This is a genomic window from Nocardia sp. NPDC005998 (genome assembly GCF_040614395.1).
Taxonomy (GTDB): Bacteria; Actinomycetota; Actinomycetes; order Mycobacteriales; family Mycobacteriaceae; genus Nocardia.
In genome coordinates this window covers 135,192-158,413 of sequence record NZ_JBEXUI010000011.1, presented here as the reverse complement: position 1 = coordinate 158,413, position 23,222 = coordinate 135,192, and the positions used below count along the sequence as shown (strand labels likewise).

Here is a 23,222-nt window from a genome sequence, read left to right as displayed (position 1 = left end):
TCCGATGCCTGCTTTTCCGCGGTGGCAACAGTTTCGGGCCCGGCTTCGCCAGATGTCACTTGCTCAGCACCGTGTACCGGAACTTGAACGATGCGTCGAGTGTGTCCGACACCCCCTGGACGCTCGGGTTCGACACCGCGATCTGCTTACCGGACAGCAGCGGCAGGGTCGGCAGATAGTTCTGTGCGAGATCCTTCTGCACGTCCTCGATCAGCTTGATGCGCTTGGACTTGTCCTGCTCGGTCGTCTCCGCGGTGAGCTGCGAGGTGATCTTCGGCTCCTCGAAGTGCGACTGCAGGAAGTTGTTCGGCGCGAAGAACGGGGTCAGGTAGTCGTCGGCGTCCGGGTAGTCCGGGAACCAGCCGAAGTGATACAGCGGGTAACCGTCGCGGGCCCGTTCCTTCTGGTAGGTGACCCATTCGGTGGATTGCAGATTCACCTTGAACAGTCCGGTCGACTCCAGCTGCGATTTGATCGCCGCGTACTCCTCGGAGCTGCTCGAACCGTAGTGATCGGGGTTGTACTGCAGATTCAGTTCCACCGGTGTCGCGATGCCGGCGCCGGAGAGGAATTTCGCCGCCGCATCCTTATTGGGCTTGGCGCCATAGAGATCCTTCAGCGGCTCGGCCGCACCCGGCATGCCTTGCGGCACAAAGCCGTACGCGGGCTGGTAGGTGTTCTTGTAAACACCCTCGGCCAGGGCGGGTCGGTCGATCGACGAGGCGATGGCCTTGCGCACCGCCAACTTCTGCTCCGGAGTTCCGCCCGGCATGGTGTTCAGATTGAAGACGATGTAGCGCAGCTCACCGCCGGGACCGTCCGCCACCTTGACCTTGCTGTCCTTGCGCAGCGATTCGATATCGGTCGGCGTGAAGGAGCGGTAGGCGACATCGAGGGCCCCGCTCTGCAGATCGAGCTTCATATTGTCGGAGGTCGCGTAGTACTTGGTGGAGACCTGCGACGTCTTCGGCGTGCCGAGGATGCCCTTGTAGTCCGGGAACGCCTTGTACTCGACCAGCTTGTTCTTGTCGTAGCTGGCGATCGTGTACGGGCCCGAGTAGCCCTTGCCCTTCACCACGTCCTCGTCCGGCAGCACCTTATTCGCCGGGAAGACCTTCTCGTCCACGATCGGACCGGCCTGGGTCGGCAGAATCGCGGGGAAGGTCTGATCGTTGGCAACCTTCAACGTGAAGTTCACCGTCAGGTCGTCGGCGATCTCGGTCTTCTCGAGATTGCCCAGCAGCGAGGCGGGACCGTTGGGGTCATTGATGCCGAGCATGCGATCGAAGGAGAACTTGACGCTCTTGGCGGTCAGCGGGTTCCCATTGGCGAACTTCAGCCCGGACTTCAGCTTGCAGGTGTACACCATCGGCGAGCTGAACTCGCACTTCTCCGCAGCGTCGGGCTTCGGGGTGGCATCGCCGGGGGCGAAATTCAGCAGATACGAATAGATCTGGGTCTCGACCAGCAGCGAGCCGTTGTCGTAGGCGGCTGCGGGATCCAGCGAGAAGATCTTGTCGGTGGTGCCTGCCACCAGTCCGGCCCCGTCACCACCACCACCGGTGCGTCCCGAACCGCATCCCGCGATCGCGGATACGGCCAATGCCGCCATCCCGACCGCCGCGATGCGTCGGGCACGCACCCTTCGCCCAGGCTTCCTTGAAACCAACATCAGGCCCCACTTCTCCAGCGCGCCGCGCCGCGTGTCCTGGATCACAGAACCGCGGATGGCACGGTTAACTTCCGATATGTCGGGCACCGTACCCAGGATTCATTTCTGGGATGTTGCGTTTCCAAAGAAAAAATCACGGGAGGGTTACTGGCCGTCGCACAGGACGCACGGGTAAGGCCGGATCACCGGACGAATGACCAGGTTTGCGCCGAATCCGGCGTTGGTGCGTCTCGAGGAGGCCATGGCACGCGGGTGGACAGATATGGCACGCGACCCCGGACGAAATCGAACCCCTCGGCGGCCGCCGAGGGGTTCGTGGATCGTTCTTCGTCAGGGACGGCTCAGCGCGCTCGCGTTCGCGTTCTCGCTCAGCAGCATGGCCTCCGACTGTCCGGTGAGCATGCCCTCGAGCAGGTTCTTGCCGATGGCCGCCTCGGTGGGCAGCGGAATCGGGTAATCGCCATCGAAACAGGCGCAGCACAGCCGGGAGCGCGGCTGCTCGGTGGCGGCGATCATGCCCTCGGTGGAGATATAGCCGAGGGTGTCCGCGCCGATGGAGCGGCGCACCGCCTCCACCATGTCCTCGTAACTGTCATCGGCACCCGCGCCATTGGCGATCAGCTCCGCACGCGAGGCGAAGTCGATGCCGTAGAAGCACGGCCACTTCACCGGCGGCGAGGCGATGCGCACATGGATCTCCAGCGCGCCCGCCTCCCGCAGCATCCGGATCAACGCGCGCTGGGTATTGCCGCGCACAATCGAATCGTCCACCACGATGAGCCGCTTACCGCGGATCACCTCGCGCAGCGGATTCAACTTGAGCCGAATGCCGAGCTGACGGATGGTCTGACTCGGCTGGATGAACGTGCGCCCGACATAAGCGTTCTTCATCAGGCCCTGGCCGTACGGCACACCGGAGCCCTGGGCGTACCCGACCGCGGCGGGGGTACCCGACTCCGGCACCGGAATCACCAGATCCGCCTCGACCGGATGCTCCTTGGCCAGGCGACGGCCGATCTCCACCCGCGTGGCGTGCACCGAGCGACCGGAGATGGTGGTGTCGGGACGGGCCAGGTAGACGAATTCGAAAACGCAGCCCTTGGGTTCGGGATTGGCGAAGCGCATGGACCGCACGCCGTCGGCATCGATCGCCAGCAGTTCGCCCGGCTCGATCTCCCGAACGAAGGCCGCACCGACGATATCCAGCGCGGCGGTCTCACTGGCAACGACCCAGCCACGTTCGAGCCGACCGAGGCACAGCGGGCGAACGCCGTGTGGATCCCGTGCGGCGTAGAGGGTGTGCTCGTCCATGAAGGTCAGACAGAACGCGCCCTTCAGGGTCGGCAGCAGTTTCATCGCGGCCTGTTCGATGCTCGAATCCGCGGCGGCGTGGGCCAGCAGCGCGGTCATCACATCGGAGTCCGAGGTGGCGGTGATCGGTGCGGGCCGACCGCCGGAGACCGGCGGCATGCCGATCAGTCCGAGTTCCCGTGCGCGGGCGCTCAATTCGGCGGTGTTCACCAGATTTCCGTTGTGGCCCAACGCGAGTCCGGAACCGACCGCGGTGGTGCGGAAGATCGGCTGCGCATTCTCCCAGGTGGTGGATCCGGTGGTGGAGTAGCGGCAGTGGCCGACGGCGATATGACCCGGCATCGCGGCCAGGGTCTGCTCGTCGAATACCTGGCTGACCAGACCGAGATCCTTGAAGACCAGAATTTGCGAACCATCGGAGACGGCGATACCAGCGGCCTCCTGGCCGCGGTGTTGCAGCGCATACAAGCCGTAGTACGTGAGCTTGGCCACATCCTCGCTCGGCGCCCAGACTCCGAACACTCCACACTCTTCGCGTGGTTCGTTCTCGACCTGATCGGGGGTTGTTTCGACCGGCATTTCGGCGTTGGTCACCGTTTGCTCCCTGTTCGGGCGGGCTGTGCGCACTGGCCATTCTACGGGTGCATCCTGCGCGGCGGTCACCGCCACCACGTCCGCAGAGCAATCGCCGAGCGACGCTGCCGTTTTTCGGTCCTACCCGGTGTTACCGTGCCAGCCGTGACGACTACGGACGGTAGGGGAACCGCTGCGTCGGACCGGCGCTTCACCGCGCGCATGTGGCTGGCCCCGATCGCGGTACTGACCCTGTTCATGGCGCTGCTCGCCACGATGTATCTGGACTATGTCGTCGATCCGGAGAAGAACCTGCACGACTTTCCGATCGCACTGGTGAATCAGGATGTCGGCGACACCATCGGCGCGCCGGGTCGGGAGCAGCAGGTCAACTTCGGCAACCAGATCACCGACGCGCTGCGCCAGGGCATCCCGGCGGACAAGGTCGATCTGCAGGTGCTCGGCATCAACGAGGCTCAGCTGAAGATGCAGTCGGGCGCGGTGTACGGAACCATCCTGATCCCAAGCGATTTCAGCAAACGCCTCGGCATTCTCGGCGTCGGCAGCGTGGTGCCCGGTGATATCCAGCGTCCGGCGCTCACCCTGCAGACCAATCCGCGCAGTGGCGCATTCGTCACCCAGATCGTCACCACCATCGGTACGCAGGCGCTGACCCAGGTGAACGAACAGGTGGGCAAGCAGCTGACCGAACAGGTCCGCGCGCAGCTGACACCGCCGCCCGGCGGCGCGCCCGCACCCGAGTTGACCGGTGCGACCCGGGTGGCGCTCGCAGATCCGGTGCAGATCATCATCGCGCCGTTCCGTCCGCTGCCCTCGGGCACCGGACAGGGGCTCACCGCGTTCTTCTACGCGCTACTGCTCCTGCTCGCCGGGCTGGTCGGTTCGATGACCATCCACACCATGATCGATGCCGCACTCGGTTTCGTGCCCACCGAATACGGACCGTGGTACGTGCATTTTCCGGCCACCCCGATCTCCCGGTTCAATACGCTGCTGATCAAGTGGGGTGTGATGGTGATCACCGCGAATATCGTCGCGGGGGTCTTCCTCGGTGTGGCACGGCTGCTCGATATGCCGATCGACCATCCGCTCACCCTGTTCCTCTACAGCGCGCTGGCCATCATCGCGGTCGGGATCACCGGGCTGTCGGTGCTGGCAGCGCTCGGTTCGGCCGGACTGCTGGTCAATCTGATCCTGTTCATCATCCTCGGCCTGCCCTCCTCCGGCGGCACCGTGCCGATCGAAGCGACACCCAAATATCTGGGCTGGCTGGCGAAATTCGAGCCGATGCACCAGGTCTTCGTGGGTGTGCGCGCCATTCTCTACTTCGACGCGAACTTCTCGGCGGGGCTGTCGCGCGGGGTGTGGATGTCGGTGATCGGGCTCACGATCGGGCTGGTGCTCGGCACCTTCATCACGCGGTACTACGACTACAAGGGCCTGCATCGGCGCGATCCGGCCCGCCGCTGAGGCCGGATTACGCCAATCGGTGGGATGCACGAAGATGGTGTTGTGAATTCGTGGATCGAACACGCGCAGTATCTGGCCGATGAGGTATTCGCACCACAGGCCGACGCCGTCGACCGCAGCGGAGAGATTCCGCGCACACATTTCGACCTACTCGCCGAATACGGGTTCTACGGCGCGACCATGGCCGACGATATGGATATCGCCACCTTCACCACGGCCGGCGAGGTCCTGGTGGCCGGATGCCTGGCGACCACCTTCGTCTGGGCGCAGCATCTCGGGGTCGCGCGCCGGGTCGCCAACTCACCGAATCTCGAACTGCGGGAACGACTTACCGAGGATTTGCGGCGCGGGCGGGTGCGCTCGGGGGTGAGTTACGCTGGCGCCAACGATGAACCGGGATTGATCGCCCGGCGCGTCGACGGCGGCTATCTGCTCAACGGCACCGCGGCCTTTGTCACCGGGTGGGGCCTGGTGGACGTCCTCGGCGTAATGGCGCGCGATGCGGACGATGCGGGTTCGCTGATCAGCGTGCTGGTACCCGCCGAACCGGGACCCGCATTGCACGCCACCCCGCTCCCGCTCGTCGCCGCCGATGCGAGCAAGACCGTTTCGCTGACCTTCGACGGTGTGCTGGTTCCCGATTCCGCGGTGGAGAACCGAATTCCGCTGCGCAACTTCCACGCCACCTTCATCCTGGCCGCATGGCGCAATGGCGCACTCGCCCTCGGTGTCGTGCGGCGCTGCCTCGGCGAACTCGCCCGCCTCGGCGTCGACACCACCGCGCTGGCCGCCGAATCCGCCCGCATCCGAACCGAACTCGACGATGCGCTCACCGGACAGTCGGATGTCTACCTGGCCCGCGCCCGCGCCTCCGAACTCGCGGTACGCACCGCCACCGCCCTGGTCACCGCCACCGGCAGCGCGGCGGTCACGGGCGGCAATCGCGCCGAACGCTCCCTGCGCGAGGCGACCTTCACCTTGGTCTTCGGTTCCCGCCCGGCCATCAAAGCCGCCCTACTCGACCGCCTCACTCGACCGCGCCACCTGGTTGTCTGACCTGTTCGCGCTAGCCAGCACTTGCACCCGCATCCTCGGATTCGGATTGTTCGCCAAGACGCATGGCGTAGACGCGATCCAGGAAGTCGCGGTGCGCGCGCAGCGTGGAGTCGAGTAGTTCGCGCCAGGTTCGCCGATCGACGCGGTGGTCGCTGAGCAGCGAGGACAGCGAGGCGGGCCGAAGCTTATCGATATGGTCGACAATGAAGGTGAGTCGACGGCGCGGGAATTGCTCACCGATGCGCGGATTTTCATCGAGGAAGGTGTCGAGCGCGTAGAGATAGTTGATCGCGCGGTTGTATTCCTCATCGGTGAGGTGGTAATCCATCCGCTTGATCTCGACGATCCACAGCTCGCCCGCATCGTGCAGAAGTACGAAATCCGGCTCCCGCTTCTCGCTGCCGATTGCGGTGGTGACCAGGACCGCGCCGAATTTCTGCTTGTACCACCGTTCGAAGCTGGCACGGACCCGCTTCAGCGATTCGTTCATCCCCAGCGGTGTCCACTCGGGTGCCAGCAGCCAGGGCGCCCGCTCGATCAACTCCTGAAAGGGTCGCTCCAGTGACCGGCGGTCATCGACGAGGCTCTGCAGTCGATCGACCACGGCCACCCGCTCGGAGGCGATCTGGCCCAGGGAATACACCTCGGCCACCCGCGCGGTCTCGAACAGGGCGACAACGACATCGAGTCGGTTATCGGTGTCCTCGGCAACCTCCTTCAGCGTTTCCAGCAGGCTGCGCTGCGGGCCGAGCGAGAGGGCGAGCCGGACAATGCTGTCGATATGGCTCGGATCCTCCAGCGCGGCACGATCCTTGTTGTTCACCAGGATCCGGGCGGCATCCATCACCGACTCGCGAAACATCCGGTCCTGCGGCGCGATCGACTGCAGGGTTGCCTGAATGCCGGACTTCTCGACGAATTCCTCCCACACTCGGCGCTTGACCGAACTTTCCCCCAGCCGCCCGAGTTCGCGCACGAGATTGCGGCCCCAGACCGAAAGTGCCTCACCGCGTTCGGAATTCCAGATAATGTCCTGGCGGTCCGAGCGGACCAGGTCCTCCTCATCGTCCAGCCAGTTCACATGCACCGCGCCGACCAGGTAGGAACGCAATTTGAATTCCCCGGTAAAACCCGCCGGAATGCCGAAGTCGCGGGTCTGTGCGACCAGTTTGCCGCGCGCGTAGATCCGCACACCGGCCATGGCCTCATCGCGATACGGGTGTTTGGAGTAGGCCGCCCAACCGGTTACCGGCAGGAAGCGGTCGCCGATCCACACCGGCCTTTTCGCGACATCGATCCTGGTCTCCTCCATCACATCGACGGGCAGATCACGCAGCACGAACTTCTGCGCCGCGCCGCGTTCGGCAATGCTGTTGTGCACCTCCACCTGCCAGTCGGCGCGCTCCAAGCCGAAGCGTGCGGCCAGTTGCCGACTCAATTCGGGACCCGAGCCGACCCGCTTGCGCAGAAAGTCGCGCAGGATGACCGTGGTGCCCCGCTCGGTGCTGAATGCGCCGTCCCGCGGTCCGGGACGCGGATGGTAGTCGCGTTCGGTATCGGAGAGCATTTCGTCGAGGTTCATTACGATATTCGCTACCGGCCAACCCTTTTCGGTGCGCTCGACATCCGTACCGCCCACCGACACCACCTCGATGGTTCGGCAGATGCCGAATGGCGCGAGTTTTCCGATGCCCTTGCGACCCATGACCGGTCGTTCCAGCCGCCGCGACAGATCGCTGCCGACGCGCACTCGCCGATCCGAGCCGACCATCAGATAGTGGGCGTTGATCTCCGCGGATGTCATGCCATGTCCGTTGTCGCGCACCATAATTCGATACGGCTCATGGTCGGCGGAGTGGATGGTGCCCGCGAGCGTGACACCCCACGGCAACGCAACTTCGACCCTGGTGGCATCGGCGTCGTAGGAGTTGGCGATGAGTTCGGCGAGTACCGCGGAGACACGGTCGTAGAGCCGAATGCCGAGCTTATCGATCGTCAAGCGGCTGATGCGCATCGTGTACTTGTGCGATTGGTCGCCGTGATCGGTGATCGCGTTGTCCATGGTGGCCCCCATTTAGCCGAGCGGTTAGCTGTGCGTCCGCCAGAGCCAATCCTCGTCCGCATGGTTGTCGAGGGCCTGAACTTCCGACCACCAGTTCATAACGGGCGGTACGGTTCTCGCGGCTACCGGATCACGATCGTTATTCGGCGGTGAAGCGGGCGATGGGGAGCCAATGGGCGACTTCGGCGGCTCGGCTGCCGGAGGCGTCGACCGTGCCCGCTGCCACCGCGGCGTCGAAGTCGAGCAGGCCGGTGGCAAGCAGGAGCCAGGTGCGCGGGTCGGTCTCGACGACATTCGGCGGAGTGCCCCTGGTGTGCCGCGGTCCCTCGATGCATTGGACCGCCACAAAAGGTGGGACACGGACCTCCACGGAATGGCCGGGTGCGGAGGCGGCAAGGGTGCGGGCGGTGGTGCGGACCGCGGCGGCCAGTTCGGATCTGGCGGGTGCTGGCGTCGAATCGTCGCGCAGCCAGGCGCTGACCGCCTCGACCGCCGCTCGCAGTTCCGCTGGATCCACCTTTGCTCGTCCTGCCACGACGCCGAGACTACTGCGGGGCTCCGACGGCGCCGATGCGGCGGGCTGTCGCGCATTTCCGTCGGCGGCGAATCGGTGTGATGTGCGGCAGGGTTGTCCGTCGCACGCTTACTGACCAGCCCTACGTGACAGCGGCTGGCGCCGGAGCGGTGCGGCGGCAGCGTGCTCGGCTGCCGTCTGTCAGCTACTCGGCGAACGAGCCGCGGCGAGGTGCGGCGCGAGTGCACCACCGACGTTCAGGGCGAAGTGCAGCAGCGCGGGGGCGATGGCACTGTCCGTTCGGCGGCGCAGCAAGTCGAACACGAGGCCACCAGCTGCGGTTGCGGCAATCGTTGCGGCAACGTTGTCGCCCGCGGCGCGGGCGGGCCGGACGTGCCAGAGGCCGAAGGTGGCTGCTCCGACCAATGCACCACCACACGACCCGAATACATTGTCCAGCAACGGATTCAGTGTCGCGCGAAAGATGAGTTCCTCGCTGTAGACGGTTCCGATCGGGATGTGTACCGCGACCCACTCATCGAGCGGGATGTCCGGGGCGCGGTCGGCGAATCCGCCGAGGCGCTCGCGAACCGCCGGAATGGCAACGGCCGCACCGTAACCGGCGGCGACCACACCCGCCGAGGCGAGTCCGTAGCCGAGGCCACGCGCGGACAACCAGTTCGGTCGGCCGCCGAACACCAGTGCGTAGCCGGTCGCGAATCCGGCATTGGCGGCGGTGCGGCCGCGCAGCTCCAGGTTCAGCCGCGGCAGCACCCAATTGCTCCATGCCAACGGAATGCCCGCGGCAACAGCGATTTTCGCGATCCGGCCGAATAGCGTCATTTGATCTCGCGCTCGTAGTCCTCGGCAGCCTCTAGCTGCGTCCGGATCTTGTCGGACAGTTCCACGGTCCAATCCGGCGGTGCGGCAACGGCGATCCAGCCATCGAGCACCAGACTGCCGTACCGATGCCCGTGCCCGTCCGTGACGCCCTGGGCATTGGACAGATCGCAGGTCACCTGCCAGAAGGTGACGAACGGCCACCAGCGCATCTGGGAGGAGACATCCGAGCCGCGTGATTCGGAGAGCCAATCCGGTTGGGAGAAGATCAGATCCGAGGACCACCAGACGATCGGATCGGATGCGTGTTGCAGATAGGCGATGCGCGGGGCGCGCCATTCGGTCGATGGCCGCGCCAGATCGGCCCTGTCGGAGGCGAATCGGACCACCAGACCGTCGGCGTAGAGCGGCTCGACCTCCCGCGAACCGGGATCGCGGCGTGAAACGAACTGCTCCCACAGTCGATTCGAATTCGGCGGCCCGACCCACAGCGCACCGTCGACCTTCGACCGCAGATCGGCGAGTCCGTCGAAGGCCGCCTCCGACCCCTGCGAACCGAGACTCTCGCCGTAGACGAGCAACTTCGGCCGCGCTTTCTCCGGCCGCGCCGACCAATGCTCGTACACCGCGTCGAACAGCTGCTTACCCGCATCCGTCGCCTTGCCGCGGTCGGCGAGAAACGACAGCACACTGGGAAGATACGAATACTGCGAGGCCACGATGGCGGTATCGCCGCCGTACATGTACTCGATGGCACCGGCCGCCATGGAATTCACCCAGCCGGTACCGGTGGTGGTGACCACCACCAGCACCTTCCGGTCGAAGGCACCCGTGCGCTCCAGTTCGGAGACCGCCAGTTCGGCCCGCGCCGCACCGCTCTGCGCCGACTCCAGCCCCACGTAGGCCCGGATCGGCTCGCGCGCGGGCCTACCGGTGATCGAGGTGATCCTGGCGGCGGAGGGACCGTGCGAGACGAACCAGCGACCCTCGAATCCGAGCGAATCCCATTTCGCCAGCGATGCCGGACTGCCCGACCGCTCGGGCTGCACCGGCTGGATCGCATTGGGCGAGGTGTGATCGTTCTGCACACTGAACGCCGAGTTCGCCACCGCGAAGAAGGCACGCGAGGCCACACCGTTGAACACGGTGACGGTCAGGATCACCAGAACCAGAAATCCGGCCGATGGCGCCAGCTCGCGCGGCACCCGCACCCAGCGATTGAGCTGGCAGGCCAGGAACCGGATGATCTCGCGCAACGTCCGATAGGCCGCGACCACCCCGGCACCCACCGCGATGCTGAGCAATCCGGTGCGCAGATAGGCCGGGGTGGTGGTGCCCTCCATACCCATCAGCGCGGTGATCTCGCGCTGCCAGCGGGCCGACTGCACCAGCATGAACGCCGCGGTGACGGCGGCGGTGAACAGGATGGCGGATTTCACCGCATAGCGCACCCAGGTCGGCGGCGGCGCGATCCGACCGCGCAGCAGCTCGGCCAGCCGCGGCCGGGCCCAGATGCGGAACAGCCACTCCAGCACACAGCCGAGGCCGTAACCGAGCGCGGCATTGATGCCGCTGATCAGACCCTGGAACAGCCAGTCGCGCGGTACCAGCGACGGTGTCACCGACAGCGCGAAGAAGATGGTCGCGAAGACCAGTCCGACATAGTTGAGATCGATAATGTCCTCGGCCCGCCGCACCACCACGATGCCGCGCGCACGCAGCTTCGCCAGGGTGGTGTCGGATTCGAGCATCGGTCAGCGAGACGGCGCGATGCCCAGATCGTGGCGGTCGGGATCGGGCACGGGCGGCAACGGGTCCGTAGCGATCTTCACAGGAACAGTATGCGGGTACATTTCGGTCAGCGGGGAACGTTGCCGGAGCGCAACCCGGTATCACTGGCCACAGATCACAGTGCCGTCGGTCGCCCCGCTCTTGCGCCACAGACCGATTCGATCCGCGAATCATCCTGCGGCAGTGACACTTACCGCGATCTCCGGCAACTACCCACCCCGCTCGAGTAGTTGTACGCGGTTGCATCGCACGCCGAATCCGCAGACTCGGTACCCATGAGCACTCCCAATGCCCAGCCGAAAACCACCTCGACCTTTCTCGCGCAAGCCGTGATCGCGTTCGGCGTCAGCTTCTTCGGCACCGGTGTCGGCATCTGCTATCTCCCATTGGATATCGCGCAGCGCGGCTTCCTCGGCATGTCCGTGCTGTTCCTGGTGTCGAGCACCTTCACGCTGGCGAAGGTGGTTCGCGACCAACAGGAGGCGGCGACCATCAGCCGCCGCTTGGACGAGGCGCGGATGGAGAAACTGATTGCGGAACACGATCCGTTCAAATCCGTCGGCTGAGGACATGCACCCGGGCGAGCCCGGCGACGAGGGGTTCGAGCCCACCGGGTGCGTAGCCTGCGGAGCACCCATCGGCCCAGGTGGAAAGCTATTTCAGTTGGCGCTCGCGGGCCGCGGAGATCGCCAGATAGTCCCGGATCCGATCCACCACATCGGCCGACCAATCCGGTGGCTGCGCGATCGCGGCCCACCCGTCGAGCACCAGATTGCCGTAGTTGTGTCCATGTCCGTCGCTGACCCGCTGCGCATTGGGCAGATCCGCGGCGACCTGCCAGAACGTGACGATCGGATACCACGCCATCCGCGACGACACATCGGGACCGCGCGGCTCGCGCAGCCAATCCGGTTCGGCGAAAAGCAGATCCGGCGACCACCAGACCACCGGATCGGAGGCGTGCTGCAGATAGGCGATCCGGGGCGGCAGCCAGGTATCCCCAGGCTTCCACAGGTCCCCGCGGCCGTCGGCGAAGCGCACCACCAGTCCGTCGGCATAGGTCGGCAGGATCTCCGGGGTGCCGGGATCGCGCCGGGCGGTGACTTCGCTCCACAGCCGGTTGGAATTCGGCGGCCCCACCCACAGCACGCCATCGGTGCGCGAGCGAATATCGGCCAGGCCGGCGAACGCGCCCTCGGAGCCCTGTGAGCCCAGGCTTTCGCCATAGACGAGCAATTTCGGCCGTTCCCCTTCCGGCCGCGCCGACCAGTGCTCATAGATCTTGTCGAAGACCAGCTTTCCCATCCGGGTGGCCTTGTCCTTATCCGACAGGAACGACAGCACACTGGGCAGATACGAATACTGGGTCGCGGCGATCGCGGTATCGCCGCCGTACATGAGCTCGATGGATTCGGCACTGGTCGAATCGACCCAGCCGGTGCCCGTCGTCGTCACCACCACCAGCACCTTGCGCTCGAACGCGCCGGTGCGCTCCAATTCCGCCGCAACCAACTCGGCCTGCGCCTGCGGACCGTCGGCCGACTCCAGACCGGCGTAGACCCGAATCGGCTCGCGCGCTGGCTTTCCGGTGACCTGGCTGATCTCCGCGGCGGTCGGCACGAACGAGACGAACCAGCGGCCCTCGGAGCCGAGGGTGTCCCAGGCCGCCAACGAATTCGGACTGCCGGAACGCTCGGGCAGTTGCGGCTGTACGGCATTCGGCGAGGTGTGCCCGTTGCGCACGCTGAAGGCCGAATTCGCCACATCGAAAAAGACCTTGGTGAGTACGCCGTTGAACAGCAGCACCGCCGCGACGACCACAATGAGCACGCCGGTCGGTACGGCCAGCTGGCGCGGAAAGTGAGCGCGCCGGATCAATTCGAACGCGATCGCACGGACGATCCTGCGCAGGGCGCGAAATACGCCGATGGCTATCGCACCGACCACTGCACTCAACGCACCGGTGCGCAGAAAGCTGGAGGTCGTGATCGGTTCCATGGCCATGAGCGCGGTGATTTCGCGCTGCCACCGGGCCGACTCGACCAGCAGAAACACCCCGACGCCGAGGCAGGCCAGCACGATCGTGGTCTTGACCGCACCCGAGAGCCACTTCGGCCGCCGCGCCCACTGTCGCGTGACGGATGTGGGCAGCTGAGCGAGCTTGCGACGCAAGGGCTTGCGTATCCATTTGCGATACACCCACTCGAACAAACAGCCAACGCCATAGCCGATGGCCGCGTTGATACCGCTGACCAGCCCCTCGAACAGCCAATCACGCGGCAGCAGAGAGGGTGTCAGCGACCAGCCGAAGAACACCGTGGCCACGATGATCCCGACGTAGTTCGGGTGGAAAAAGCGCTCGACGGCGCCGACAATCCTGCCGACGCCGTCGCGTAGGGCTACCGAGACCTCACCAGCCTCCGGCGCGCTCAAACGGCACTGGCTCCGAACAGCTTCGGCAGCGTGCCCTCGTGCGCCTCGCGCAATTCGTCCAGGGTGATCGAGAACTGCCCCTGCACCTCAACGGCATCCGAACCCTGATCGACCACACCGATACGCACCCACGGCAATTCGCGCGCGGTGCACATCTTGGTGAAGCGGGTCTCCTCCGAGCGCGGCACGGCGACGAGCACCCGGCCCGCCGATTCGGAGAACAACTGCACGAACGGATCCGAACCCTCCGGCAGCAGGATGCGGCAACCGGTTTCACCCGCGAGCGCGGCCTCGACCACGGTCTGGATCAGGCCGCCCTCCGAAAGGTCGTGCGCCGCACTGATCATGCCGTCGCGCGACCCAGCGGTCAGCACCTCGGCGAGCAGCTGTTCGCGGGCGAAGTCGACCTTGGGCGGCACACCGCCGAGGTGGTCGTGGGCGACCTGCGACCAGATCGAGCCGCCGAATTCGTCGGCGGTCTCGCCGAGCAGGATCAGCGTCTCGCCCGGCTCGAGGCCGAGGCCGGTCGGAATGCGCCGGTGCACATCGTCGATGACGCCGAGCACGCCGACCACCGGGGTCGGCAGGATTGCGTCCTGACCGGTCTGGTTGTAGAAGCTGACATTGCCGCCGGTGACCGGAATGCCAAGGGCCACACAGCCGTCCGCGAGGCCGCGCACGGCCTGCTGGAACTGCCACATCACGCCCGGATCCTCGGGGGAGCCGAAGTTGAGGCAGTTGGTGACGGCCTTCGGCGTGGCACCGGTGGTGGCCACATTGCGGTAGGCCTCGGCCAGCGCGAGCTGTGCGCCGGTGTACGGATCCAGCTTGGTGTAGCGGCCCGATGCGTCGGTGGCCAGTGCGATACCGCGGCCGGTCTTCTCATCGATGCGGATGACACCGGCATCGGCGTGTTCGGCGAGCACGGTGTTGCCGCGGACGTAGCGGTCGTACTGTTCGGTGATCCAGCGGCGGCTGCACAGCTGCGGGCTGGCGATCATCTGCAGCACGGTGCCGCGCAATTCCTCCGGGGTCTTCGGCCGGGGCAGGGTGTCCGGGGTGTCGGTGATCAGCGCGTCCTGGAAGTCCGGCCGCTGTACCGGGCGCTCGTACACCGGGCCCTGGTGCGCGACGGTGCGCGGCGGCACATCGACGACGGTCTCGCCGTGCCAACTGATCACCAGCCGGTCGCCATCGGTGACCTCACCGATGACCGTGGCCAGCACATCCCACTTGTGGCAGACGGCCATGAATGCGTCCACGTTCTCCGGCGTGACGACCGCGCACATGCGTTCCTGCGATTCGCTGGAGAGCACCTCGGCCGGGGTCATCCCCTTGGCGCGCACCGGCACCTTGGTCAGATCGATATGCATGCCGCCGTCGCCAGCGGCCGCGAGTTCGGAAGTGGCGCAGGACAATCCGGCACCGCCGAGGTCCTGGATGCCGACCACCAGCTTGGCTGCGTACAGCTCGAGACAGCACTCGATGAGCACCTTCTCGGCGAACGGGTCGCCGACCTGCACACTCGGCAGTTTCTTGCGGCCGGTACCGGATTCGTCACCGGAGAAGGTGTCCGAGGCCAGCACCGAAACACCGCCGATGCCGTCGAGACCGGTGCGCGCACCGAACAGAATGATCTTGTTGCCGGTACCCGAGGCGAAGGCCAGATGCAGATCCTCGACCCGCATCACGCCCGCGCACAGCGCGTTAACCAGTGGATTGCCCTGATATGAGGCGTCGAAGACGGTCTCGCCGCCCACATTCGGCAGCCCGAGCGAGTTCCCGTAGCCGCCGACACCGCGCACCACGCCGTCGACAACGCGTCGGGTATCGGGCGCCTCCGCCGCACCGAAGCGCAGCTGATCCATGACCGCGATGGGCCGCGCGCCCATGGCCATGATGTCGCGCACGATGCCGCCGACACCGGTGGCCGCGCCCTGATACGGCTCCACGTAGGAGGGGTGGTTGTGGCTTTCCACCTTGAAGGTGACCGCCCAGCCGTCGCCGACATCGACGACACCCGCGTTCTCACCGATGCCGGCCAGCATCGAGGATTTCATCTCCTCGGTGGTGGTCTCACCGAAGTAGCGCAGATGCACCTTCGAGGACTTGTAGGAGCAGTGTTCGCTCCACATCACCGAGTACATGGCCAGTTCGGCGTCGGTGGGCCGACGGCCGAGGATTTCCTTGATCCGCGCGTACTCGTCGTCCTTGAGACCGAGCTCCTTGTACGGCTGCGGGGCATCGGGAGTCGCTGCGGCTGCGCTGACGGTGTCGACCTGCGGAGTCACGGAGTACCAGGGTCCTTTCGGGCCGGAGCGCGAAGCTGGGGATTCGCCTTGAAGTTTAGCTGTGGCACTTCGTGGGCAGCCGGTCGCATCGACACGTCGCCCGGATCGCCGGGTTTTGCGCGCGCCCGAACCGAATTCGAGGGCACCGAATGTGATGCGGAACATGCTGTAGATCGGCACGAATGCCTAGGGTCGCCACGCATTGCGCGACGTCGCGACCGCTACGCTTTGGCCGTGAACGATCGATCGGGGGTTGCGGATCCGGCGGAGCAGCCCGTCACCACGCCGAACATCCGACTCGAATCCGGCTCGGACCGCTCGCCGCGTCTATCGATGTCGAACCCGCAGGTGCGCTGGCTGCTGATCGCCGTGGGCCTGTTCGTCATCTCGGCCGCCGTCTCGCTACTGGTGCACTGGTGGAGCGGGTACATCGATCTGCAGGTCTATCGCAACGGTGCTCGGGTCTGGCTCGACGATGGCGAGTTGTACGGTCCGATGCCGCCGGTCGAGGGGATCGGACTGCCGTTCACCTATCCCCCGCTGGCCGCCCTGTTCTTCGCACCGCTCGCGCTGATGCCGCTGGTGCTGGCCGAGGTGCTGGTGACCGCCACCTCGGTGCTCAGCCTCGGCATCACGCTGTGGCTGGTGCTCACGCGCCTGCGCCCGACCCTCGAGCGGCAGACCATGCTGGCGCTTGTCATCGGCGCGGTCGCGGTGACGCAGATGTTCGAACCGACTCGGGCGACCTTCGGCTTCGGTCAGATCAATCTGGTGCTGATGGCCGCGATCACCATGGATTGCCTTGTCCGCAAACCGATCTGGCCGCGCGGCATGCTGATCGGGATCGCGGTGTCGGTGAAATTGATCCCGGCCGGATATCTGCTGTACTTCCTGCTGCGCCGGGATTGGAAGGCGGCGGGCACGCTGATCGTGTCCGCGGTCGCGGCGATCGGACTCGGATTCCTGCTATTCCCCAGTGATTCGGCCGAATACTGGTTCCACACGCTGTTCGATACCGGCCGCATCGGCCCGCCCTACTTCGCGGGCAATCAGTCCATCAAGGGGATGGCCTTCCGCCTGGGCGTCTCCGATTCGCTGGCGACGCTCATCTGGATCACGGTGTCGCTGATCGCGATCGCCCTCGCGGCGGTGTGGATGCACCGGCTGATCCGCGCCGACCAGCAGGTGGCCGCACTGATGGTCAACGCGGCCGCGGTGCTGCTGGTCTCGCCGGTCTCCTGGTCGCATCACTGGGTGTGGATCGCCCCCGCCCTGCTCGTCGCCGCCGACGCCATCGCCCGCGGCACCCGCAACCGGTGGTTCATCGGCACCGTCGCCGCCTTCACCCTGCTGTTCCTGATCGGCCCGCAATGGCTGCTACCGCATTCGAAGGACCTCGAACTCGGCTGGGCCTGGTGGCAGCAGATCATCGGCAGCAGTTACGTCTGGGCGACGCTCATGGTGTTCATCATCGCGGTCGCGAAATACCACCCGAGCACCGCGGACAGCCGGGAGACGGTCGACGCCTAGCGGCGGCACCCGCGCCGTACGACCAATCGGGGCGGGCCATCGAACACTGTCACCTTCGCGGCAGCCATTGTCGGCTTCGCGCATGCTTGCATCGAACGACTTCCGGCAGCTGGTAGGCCGAATGAACTACCGGCCGACCGGCGCGGGGGTCAGGAAGGCGGCAAGGGCGGCGGCATAGGCCGCAACATCCGCTGCGCCCATCAGTTCCCGCGCCGAATGCATTGCCAGCTGGGGTGCCCCGACATCGACGGTCGGCATGCCGGTGCGGGCCGCGGTCATCGGACCGATCGTCGAACCGCACGGCAGATCGGCGCGGTGCACGTAGCGCTGCAGGGGCACATTCGCCTGTGCGCAGGCCAATGCGAATGCGCCAGCGCCGGTCGCGTCGGTGGCGTAGCGCAGGTTCTGGTTGACCTTGAGCACCGGACCACCATTGACCTCGATGCGGTGCGCGGGCTCGTGCCGGTCCGGGTAGTTGGGGTGCGTGGCATGCGCCATATCGCCGGAGGCACAGACGGATCCGGCCAGGGCGGCCAGAAATTCGGCGCGACCGCCGCCACGCGAGAGCACAATGCGCTCCAGCACCGTCGGCAGCAGATCGGACTGCGCGCCCCGATCGGATTGGCTGCCGACCTCCTCGTGGTCGAACATCGCCAGCACCGGAATGGCCGCGCCGGGTTCCGCGATCGCCGCGAGGAAGGCGTGCAGACCCGCGTAGCAGGTGCCCTGATTGTCCAGGCGCGGTGCGCTCACCAGATCGCCGTCACGTCCGACCAGACGGCTCGGCGCCAGGTCATGGGTCATCAGCTCCCAGCCGAGCACGTCGGCGGGATCGACCTGCGCGCGTTCGGCGACGAATTCCAGGAACGAGCGCGGCTGCGCGCCGATACCCCAGATCGCGTTGACGTGGCGCTGCGGATCCAGGGTGACGCCGCGACGATCCTCGGAGAGGTGGATCGCGAGCTGCGGCACCCGCAGGATCGGTTCATCGATGCGAACCAGGCTGTCGCGCACCGCATTTCCATCGCGCACGCTGAGCCGCCCCGAGATGCCGAGCTCGCGGTCCAGCCATGAGTTCAGCCAGGCGCCGCCATAGGGTTCCAACCCGACCAGCTGCCAGCCGACCGATGCCAGATCCGGATGCTGCTTCACCCGCAGATTCGGGCTGTCGGTATGCGCGCCGACCACCCGGAACGGCGTCACCCCGGACGCATCGGCCGTCGCCCAGGCGACCAGCGAACCGCCGCGCACGACGTAGTGTCGGCTCGGCCCGTCCGTTGGCCACGGCTCCGATTCCGCGAGCGGGGTGAAGCCATGCGCCTCCAGCTCCCGCGCGACCGTCCGACAGACATGGAAGGGCGAGGGCGAGTCATCGATGAAGGTACACAGACCGGCGGCCGTGGCAGCGGTAGCGGAAACGGGCATGCCTGCGATCCTAAGCAGACGCCGAGGAGAACCCCGGAACCGATCGACTCGATTCCCGTCCCGGATCCGCTCCTACGCCTCGTAGCGAATCCCGCGCGGTCGCCGTCGCCGTGCTGCACCGCCGCTCGAGCGCGCTGATTCTGCAGCCGCACAACGAGCTCCGCCCGTTCACACGCAATCGCGCCATACCTTTCGTCCTCGCCGACGATCGGCAAGGGCTGAATTCCCTTGGGGCCGTTGCGGACATAGGCGCCCCTGCCCGGGTCGCACGGTCGCGTGTCAGCCGCGAGCGCGATAGAGCCGCACGATCTTCGATCGGCACGGCGTGTGATGCGGTGGATGCTCCTCGTTCCAATCGTCCCCCGACAACAGGGCCCCAACCTCATGCTGCCGCATGCCCCGGCGAAGACCCTGGCCGTGACACACGGGATCACTGTCGCGGTGGAGTACTACTCCCATGGTCGAATATCCAGGGCAGCACAATGCGGCCCGCATCCGGTGCCGAGTTCGAGGATCGCATCGGACTAATTCCAGAACTCAACCGAAGGAACGACATTCCGCTCGAACATACATACGGAACCGAGCGCTCGGAACGTTTCACCGGATTATTCATCCGACGATTAAGGCTGACCTTACTCCGAGAACTACTCGGCGGAAACGAGTTCGAGTAAACGCATCAGCTCGGCATAACGGCGCGCACCGATACGCGAGCGCAGCTGCTGCTCGGCGCGCATCTCTTCGGCCCGCACCGAATCGACCAGATCCGAACCGAGCCGACTCAGGCCGATTAGGATGCGGCGGCGGTCGTCCTCGGCGGCGACCCGGAAGATCAGACCGCGTTCGGCGAGGGCGTCGGCATGTCTGGTCGCCGACGACGGCGGTAGCTGTGACCTGGCCGCGAGCTCACTCATGGTGACCCCGAACTCGGTGGACAGATTCGACAGCATCGACCACTGATCGGCCGTGAGTTGCCTGGCACACAGGGCGGCGTCGAGGTGGTCCAGCCAACGCCGTTCCGCGGCACGCAGCGCACCATGCAGCGTGGAATATCCGCTTACAATGGTCGTCATTATTTCCTGCCTGCCATGAATTTCGCTCGAACCAGAAGAAGAGTACCGAATGTCAGCGTTCGGCGAGGGCCCAGACGGCACGATCGAGATACTGAACATAGTTCCGATGCAGGGACCGGGCGGTATCGTCGCCGCGTCATGCGATGCCGCGATTTCCCTGGCCGTCGATGAGATCAATACTGGCGCAGGATTTCTCGGCCGCGAAATTCGTACTACGAATATCGATGGCGGCCGGAATCCGCGCGAAGTCGCCGACGAGGTTTCGGCGCTGCTAGCCACCGGAATGGTGCATGCGATCACCGGCTGGCATACCTCCGCGGTGCGGCTGGCGGTGGCACGCGCCAATGCCAGCCGGGTGCCGTATCTGTTCGCGACCGGACATGAGGGCCTCACCAATGAGCGCCCCGGGGTGCTGATGCTCGGGGAACATCCGGCAGGTCAGACCCTGCCCGCGGTGCACTGGCTGGCGCGCGAATACGGCGTGCGGCGCTGGGCGATCATCGGCAACGACTACATCTGGCCGCGCGAATCGGCAAAGGCGGTGCGCCGCAGTCTGCCCGATCCGAGTGCCATCGTGCTGGAGCGGTTCGTGCCGCTCGGCGCACCGGATTTCGGCGACTTCCTGCGCCATCCCGCGCTGGACGAAGCCGATGCCGTCATCATTCTGATGGTCGGCGCGGACGTTTCCCGCTTCAATAGGCAGTTCGCCGCGACCGGGCGTGCCGATACGCTGCTGCGCATCAGCCCGGCCGCCGACGAGAACGTACTGCTGGCGGGCGGCCCCGACGCCAATCACAACTTCTATGTGGCATCGAGCTTCTTCGTCGACCCACACACCAGCGACGGACGCGACCGGCTGGCCCGCTACCGCCGACTACACGGCGCCTTCGCGCCCGCACTGACCAGCTTCAGCAATATGAGCTACGAGGCGATCCACACGCTGCGCGCCATCGCCGAGACGGTCGGATCACTACATGTGCCAGCGGTGCACGCGGCGCTCGATGCGGGCGTACTGCTCGAAACACCCGGTGGCACCAGGAGATTCCTCGGGAACCAGGCCCAACAGCACGGCTATATCGCAGTAGCCGACGGCGTCGATTTCGACATCATCGCCCGGATCACCTGACGCGGTAACCACCACGGAGCAGCATTTCGAGCGATCGTTCGCGGCCGACCGGCCGGAGCGCAGGTGCGAGTCTCGGCCGCGCAGCCACCAGCCGCCCGACCGTCACTCACATCGAATCGGTACGCGATGCCGCCGTTCGGGGCGGCGAGCACGCCGAACCGTCCGACGGCTCGCGTCGGATCTAAGAGGCGGCGACCAGGGTATCGAGCACCGAAAGGAACAGACCGAGGCCGTCATCGCTCGGACCGGTCAGCGCTTCGGTGGCGTGCTCCGGATGCGGCATCAACCCGACGATCCGGCCGTCGGCCGAGGCGATGCCAGCGATATCGCGCTGCGAGCCGTTCGGATTGTCACCGGCGTAGCGGAATACCACCCGCCCCTCGCCCTCGAGTTCGTCGAGCACCTGGTCGGAGGCCTGGTAGCGCCCCTCGGCGTTCTTGATCGGGATGAGGATCTGGGCGCCGGGCTCGAAACGCGAGGTCCACGCGGTATTCGCGGATTCGACGCGCAGCCATTCATCGCGGCAGACGAAGTGCAGGCCCTCATTGCGAGTCAGTGCGCCGGGCAGCAGACCGGCTTCGCACAGCACCTGGAATCCATTGCAGATGCCGAGCACCGGCAGACCCTTGCCCGCGGCCTTGACGACCTCGCCCATCACCGGCGCGAACCGGGCGATGGCACCGGCGCGCAGGTAGTCGCCATAGGAGAAGCCGCCGGGCACGACCACCGCGTCGACCTGCTTCAGGTCGGCATCGGCATGCCACAGGCTGACCGCCTCGGCGCCCGCCAGTTTGACTGCCCTGGCGGCGTCGACATCGTCGAGCGTGCCAGGAAACGTAATGACTCCGATGCGAGCGGTCATGACTGCGCCTCGCTGACGCTCGGTTCCGTCATGCCCGCAAGGGCGGCTTTGTTCCTGATTCGCTCGGCTGTGCCTATTGTTCGCTCGCTACGCTCGCTCATGCCGAGACCCGCACGACCTTCCAGTCCTCGATCACGGTGTTGGCGAGCAGCGCCTCAGCGATCTGTTCGAGCTCCGCGTCGCTGACACTGTCGTCGACATCGAGTTCGAATCGCTTGCCCTGCCGCACATCCGACACTCCGGCGAATCCCAGGCGCGGGAGTGCACCGGCGATGGCCTGCCCCTGTGGATCCAGGATCTCGGCCTTCGGCATCACCTCGACCACGACTCGTGCCACGCGTTGCTCCTCAGGTGGTGTTGGGGTTATCTGAGCAGCGTAGTTGTCCAGGCTGTCCGAGCTACGGCCGGGGTCGCGTCAAATAGCATGGCCCCATGCGCATAGCCCACTTCGGCCACTCCTGCGTCCTCGTCGAGTTGCACGGCAAGAAGGTGCTGTTCGATCCGGGTACCTTCTCGCACGGCTTCGAGGGCATTACCGGCCTGGACGCCATCGCGGTGACCCATCAGCACCCCGACCATATCGATCCGAACCGGATCCAGGCGCTACTCGACAACAATCCGAACGCGCGCCTGTTCAGCGATCCACAGACCGCACAACTGCGCGAAGAACCATGGGAACCGGTACACGCGGGCAACGTGATCACCCTCGGCGACCTCCAGATCACCGGAGGCGGTGGCAGACATGCCGTGATCCACCCGGAAATCCCGGTCATCGATAACACCGTCTTCCAACTCGGCACCCCGGACGATCCCGCACAACTCGTCCACCCCGGCGACTCCCTGTGGGTACCCCCCGTCCCGGTCGGCGTCCTCGCCATCCCCGCCTCCGCCCCATGGATGCGCATCAGCGAAGCCGTCGACTACCTACGCGCCGTCAGCCCCCGCACCGCCTTCCCCATCCACTTCGGCATCATCCACCCCGACGCCCAACCCATCTACTTCACCCGCCTATCCGAAATGCGCCCCACCGAAACACAATTCACTGTCATCCCGCCCGAAACCCAAAAGGACCTCTAGCCCCAGAGCTGGATCGGTGGCACCGGCTTCGATGCGGGCGCCGTCGAACAGGACCGCGCCGTCGAGGCGGGCTCCGGCACCGACCTCCGCGCCGCGGC

The 23,222-nt window shown here is 65.8% G+C and carries 18 protein-coding genes; 6 read left to right on the top strand and 12 right to left on the bottom strand.

Going from position 1 to position 23,222, the window contains the following annotated elements; genetic code table 11:
* Window positions 1-55: 55 nt before the first annotated feature.
* Together ABZ293_RS17870 and purF are read right to left on the bottom strand one after the other, a co-directional pair.
* The gene (locus ABZ293_RS17870) at window positions 56-1,672 is read right to left on the bottom strand and encodes an ABC transporter substrate-binding protein (protein WP_355181934.1); all 1,617 of its coding nucleotides are present in this window, start codon (window positions 1,670-1,672) and stop codon (window positions 56-58) included.
* A gap of 330 nt (window positions 1,673-2,002) precedes the next feature.
* Entirely contained in the window at window positions 2,003-3,562 is a 1,560-nt protein-coding gene (gene purF, locus ABZ293_RS17865; protein WP_355181932.1) for an amidophosphoribosyltransferase, read from the bottom strand.
* 216 nt (window positions 3,563-3,778) lie between these two features.
* On the opposite strand from purF, the gene ABZ293_RS17860 reads away from it, so the two are divergent.
* Both ABZ293_RS17860 and ABZ293_RS17855 read left to right on the top strand, forming a co-directional pair.
* Window positions 3,779-5,047 (top strand): ABC transporter permease, encoded by a 1,269-nt coding sequence (locus ABZ293_RS17860; RefSeq protein ID WP_355181930.1) that lies wholly within the window; start codon window positions 3,779-3,781, stop codon window positions 5,045-5,047.
* Window positions 5,048-5,089: 42 nt separating this feature from the next.
* Window positions 5,090-6,103, top strand: coding sequence for an acyl-CoA dehydrogenase family protein (locus tag ABZ293_RS17855; protein ID WP_355181802.1), 1,014 nt, complete (start codon window positions 5,090-5,092; stop codon window positions 6,101-6,103).
* Between the two features lie 10 nt (window positions 6,104-6,113).
* Here ABZ293_RS17855 and ABZ293_RS17850 read toward each other — a convergent pair whose 3' ends face one another.
* The 4 genes from ABZ293_RS17850 to ABZ293_RS17835 form a co-directional block, all read right to left on the bottom strand.
* On the bottom strand, window positions 6,114-8,165 hold the full coding sequence (locus tag ABZ293_RS17850; protein WP_355181800.1) for an ATP-binding protein: 2,052 nt from the start codon (window positions 8,163-8,165) through the stop codon (window positions 6,114-6,116).
* A gap of 139 nt (window positions 8,166-8,304) precedes the next feature.
* Window positions 8,305-8,700, bottom strand: coding sequence for a sterol carrier family protein (locus tag ABZ293_RS17845; RefSeq protein WP_355181798.1), 396 nt, complete (start codon window positions 8,698-8,700; stop codon window positions 8,305-8,307).
* A 180-nt stretch (window positions 8,701-8,880) separates the two neighbouring features.
* Window positions 8,881-9,522 (bottom strand): CPBP family intramembrane glutamic endopeptidase, encoded by a 642-nt coding sequence (locus ABZ293_RS17840; RefSeq protein ID WP_355181796.1) that lies wholly within the window; start codon window positions 9,520-9,522, stop codon window positions 8,881-8,883.
* Window positions 9,519-11,270, bottom strand: coding sequence for an alpha/beta-hydrolase family protein (locus ABZ293_RS17835; protein ID WP_355181794.1), 1,752 nt, complete (start codon window positions 11,268-11,270; stop codon window positions 9,519-9,521). Before ABZ293_RS17835 ends, ABZ293_RS17840 begins: the two co-directional genes overlap by 4 nt.
* Window positions 11,271-11,585: 315 nt before the next feature.
* Between ABZ293_RS17835 and ABZ293_RS17830 the strand changes: the two genes are divergently transcribed.
* Window positions 11,586-11,876 carry a YiaA/YiaB family inner membrane protein gene (locus tag ABZ293_RS17830; RefSeq protein ID WP_355181792.1) on the top strand — a complete coding sequence of 97 codons (291 nt, stop codon included), beginning with the start codon at window positions 11,586-11,588 and terminating at the stop codon, window positions 11,874-11,876.
* A gap of 88 nt (window positions 11,877-11,964) precedes the next feature.
* Here the strand turns inward: ABZ293_RS17830 and ABZ293_RS17825 are convergent, their stop codons facing one another.
* Entirely contained in the window at window positions 11,965-13,743 is a 1,779-nt protein-coding gene (locus ABZ293_RS17825) for an alpha/beta hydrolase (RefSeq protein ID WP_355181790.1), read from the bottom strand.
* Window positions 13,740-16,034: a phosphoribosylformylglycinamidine synthase subunit PurL gene (purL, locus tag ABZ293_RS17820; protein ID WP_355181788.1), complete on the bottom strand. Its 2,295-nt coding sequence runs from the start codon at window positions 16,032-16,034 to the stop codon at window positions 13,740-13,742. Before purL ends, ABZ293_RS17825 begins: the two co-directional genes overlap by 4 nt.
* A gap of 234 nt (window positions 16,035-16,268) precedes the next feature.
* Here purL and ABZ293_RS17815 point away from each other — a divergent pair, with 234 nt between their 5' ends.
* Window positions 16,269-17,564, top strand: a complete 1,296-nt coding sequence (locus tag ABZ293_RS17815) for a glycosyltransferase 87 family protein (protein ID WP_355181786.1) — start codon at window positions 16,269-16,271, stop codon at window positions 17,562-17,564.
* 126 nt (window positions 17,565-17,690) lie between these two features.
* Here ABZ293_RS17815 and ABZ293_RS17810 read toward each other — a convergent pair whose 3' ends face one another.
* Complete coding sequence (locus ABZ293_RS17810) at window positions 17,691-18,989, bottom strand: M18 family aminopeptidase (RefSeq protein ID WP_355181784.1); 1,299 nt, start codon at window positions 18,987-18,989, stop codon at window positions 17,691-17,693.
* A 644-nt stretch (window positions 18,990-19,633) separates the two neighbouring features.
* A complete protein-coding gene (locus ABZ293_RS17805) occupies window positions 19,634-20,059 on the bottom strand; it encodes a MarR family transcriptional regulator (RefSeq protein ID WP_354960090.1) in 426 nt (141 codons plus the stop codon).
* Window positions 20,060-20,108: 49 nt separating this feature from the next.
* Between ABZ293_RS17805 and ABZ293_RS17800 the strand changes: the two genes are divergently transcribed.
* Complete coding sequence (locus ABZ293_RS17800; RefSeq protein ID WP_355181782.1) at window positions 20,109-21,185, top strand: substrate-binding domain-containing protein; 1,077 nt, start codon at window positions 20,109-20,111, stop codon at window positions 21,183-21,185.
* Window positions 21,186-21,366: 181 nt separating this feature from the next.
* On the opposite strand, the gene purQ is transcribed toward ABZ293_RS17800, so the two are convergent.
* Both purQ and purS read right to left on the bottom strand, forming a co-directional pair.
* Window positions 21,367-22,047 (bottom strand): phosphoribosylformylglycinamidine synthase subunit PurQ, encoded by a 681-nt coding sequence (gene purQ, locus ABZ293_RS17795; RefSeq protein ID WP_354960092.1) that lies wholly within the window; start codon window positions 22,045-22,047, stop codon window positions 21,367-21,369.
* Window positions 22,048-22,144: 97 nt separating this feature from the next.
* A complete protein-coding gene (gene purS, locus ABZ293_RS17790) occupies window positions 22,145-22,384 on the bottom strand; it encodes a phosphoribosylformylglycinamidine synthase subunit PurS (RefSeq protein WP_040686358.1) in 240 nt (79 codons plus the stop codon).
* Window positions 22,385-22,479: 95 nt separating this feature from the next.
* On the opposite strand from purS, the gene ABZ293_RS17785 reads away from it, so the two are divergent.
* Complete coding sequence (locus tag ABZ293_RS17785; RefSeq protein WP_355181780.1) at window positions 22,480-23,124, top strand: MBL fold metallo-hydrolase; 645 nt, start codon at window positions 22,480-22,482, stop codon at window positions 23,122-23,124.
* Window positions 23,125-23,222 lie beyond the last annotated feature (98 nt).

Excerpts from the sequence above, each read along its gene's own strand:
- ABZ293_RS17870 (WP_355181934.1), bottom strand. The coding sequence starts at position 1,672 with ATGTTGGTTTCAAGGAAGCCTGGGCGAAGGGTGCGTGCCCGACGCATC.
- purF (WP_355181932.1), bottom strand. The coding sequence starts at position 3,562 with ATGCCGGTCGAAACAACCCCCGATCAGGTCGAGAACGAACCACGCGAA.
- ABZ293_RS17810 (WP_355181784.1), bottom strand. The coding sequence starts at position 18,989 with ATGCCCGTTTCCGCTACCGCTGCCACGGCCGCCGGTCTGTGTACCTTC.
- ABZ293_RS17830 (WP_355181792.1), top strand. The coding sequence starts at position 11,586 with ATGAGCACTCCCAATGCCCAGCCGAAAACCACCTCGACCTTTCTCGCG.
- ABZ293_RS17840 (WP_355181796.1), bottom strand. The coding sequence starts at position 9,522 with ATGACGCTATTCGGCCGGATCGCGAAAATCGCTGTTGCCGCGGGCATT.
- ABZ293_RS17785 (WP_355181780.1), top strand. The coding sequence starts at position 22,480 with ATGCGCATAGCCCACTTCGGCCACTCCTGCGTCCTCGTCGAGTTGCAC.
- ABZ293_RS17800 (WP_355181782.1), top strand. The coding sequence starts at position 20,109 with ATGTCAGCGTTCGGCGAGGGCCCAGACGGCACGATCGAGATACTGAAC.
- ABZ293_RS17835 (WP_355181794.1), bottom strand. The coding sequence starts at position 11,270 with ATGCTCGAATCCGACACCACCCTGGCGAAGCTGCGTGCGCGCGGCATC.
- ABZ293_RS17850 (WP_355181800.1), bottom strand. The coding sequence starts at position 8,165 with ATGGACAACGCGATCACCGATCACGGCGACCAATCGCACAAGTACACG.
- ABZ293_RS17860 (WP_355181930.1), top strand. The coding sequence starts at position 3,779 with ATGTGGCTGGCCCCGATCGCGGTACTGACCCTGTTCATGGCGCTGCTC.
- purQ (WP_354960092.1), bottom strand. The coding sequence starts at position 22,047 with ATGACCGCTCGCATCGGAGTCATTACGTTTCCTGGCACGCTCGACGAT.
- ABZ293_RS17805 (WP_354960090.1), bottom strand. The coding sequence starts at position 20,059 with ATGACGACCATTGTAAGCGGATATTCCACGCTGCATGGTGCGCTGCGT.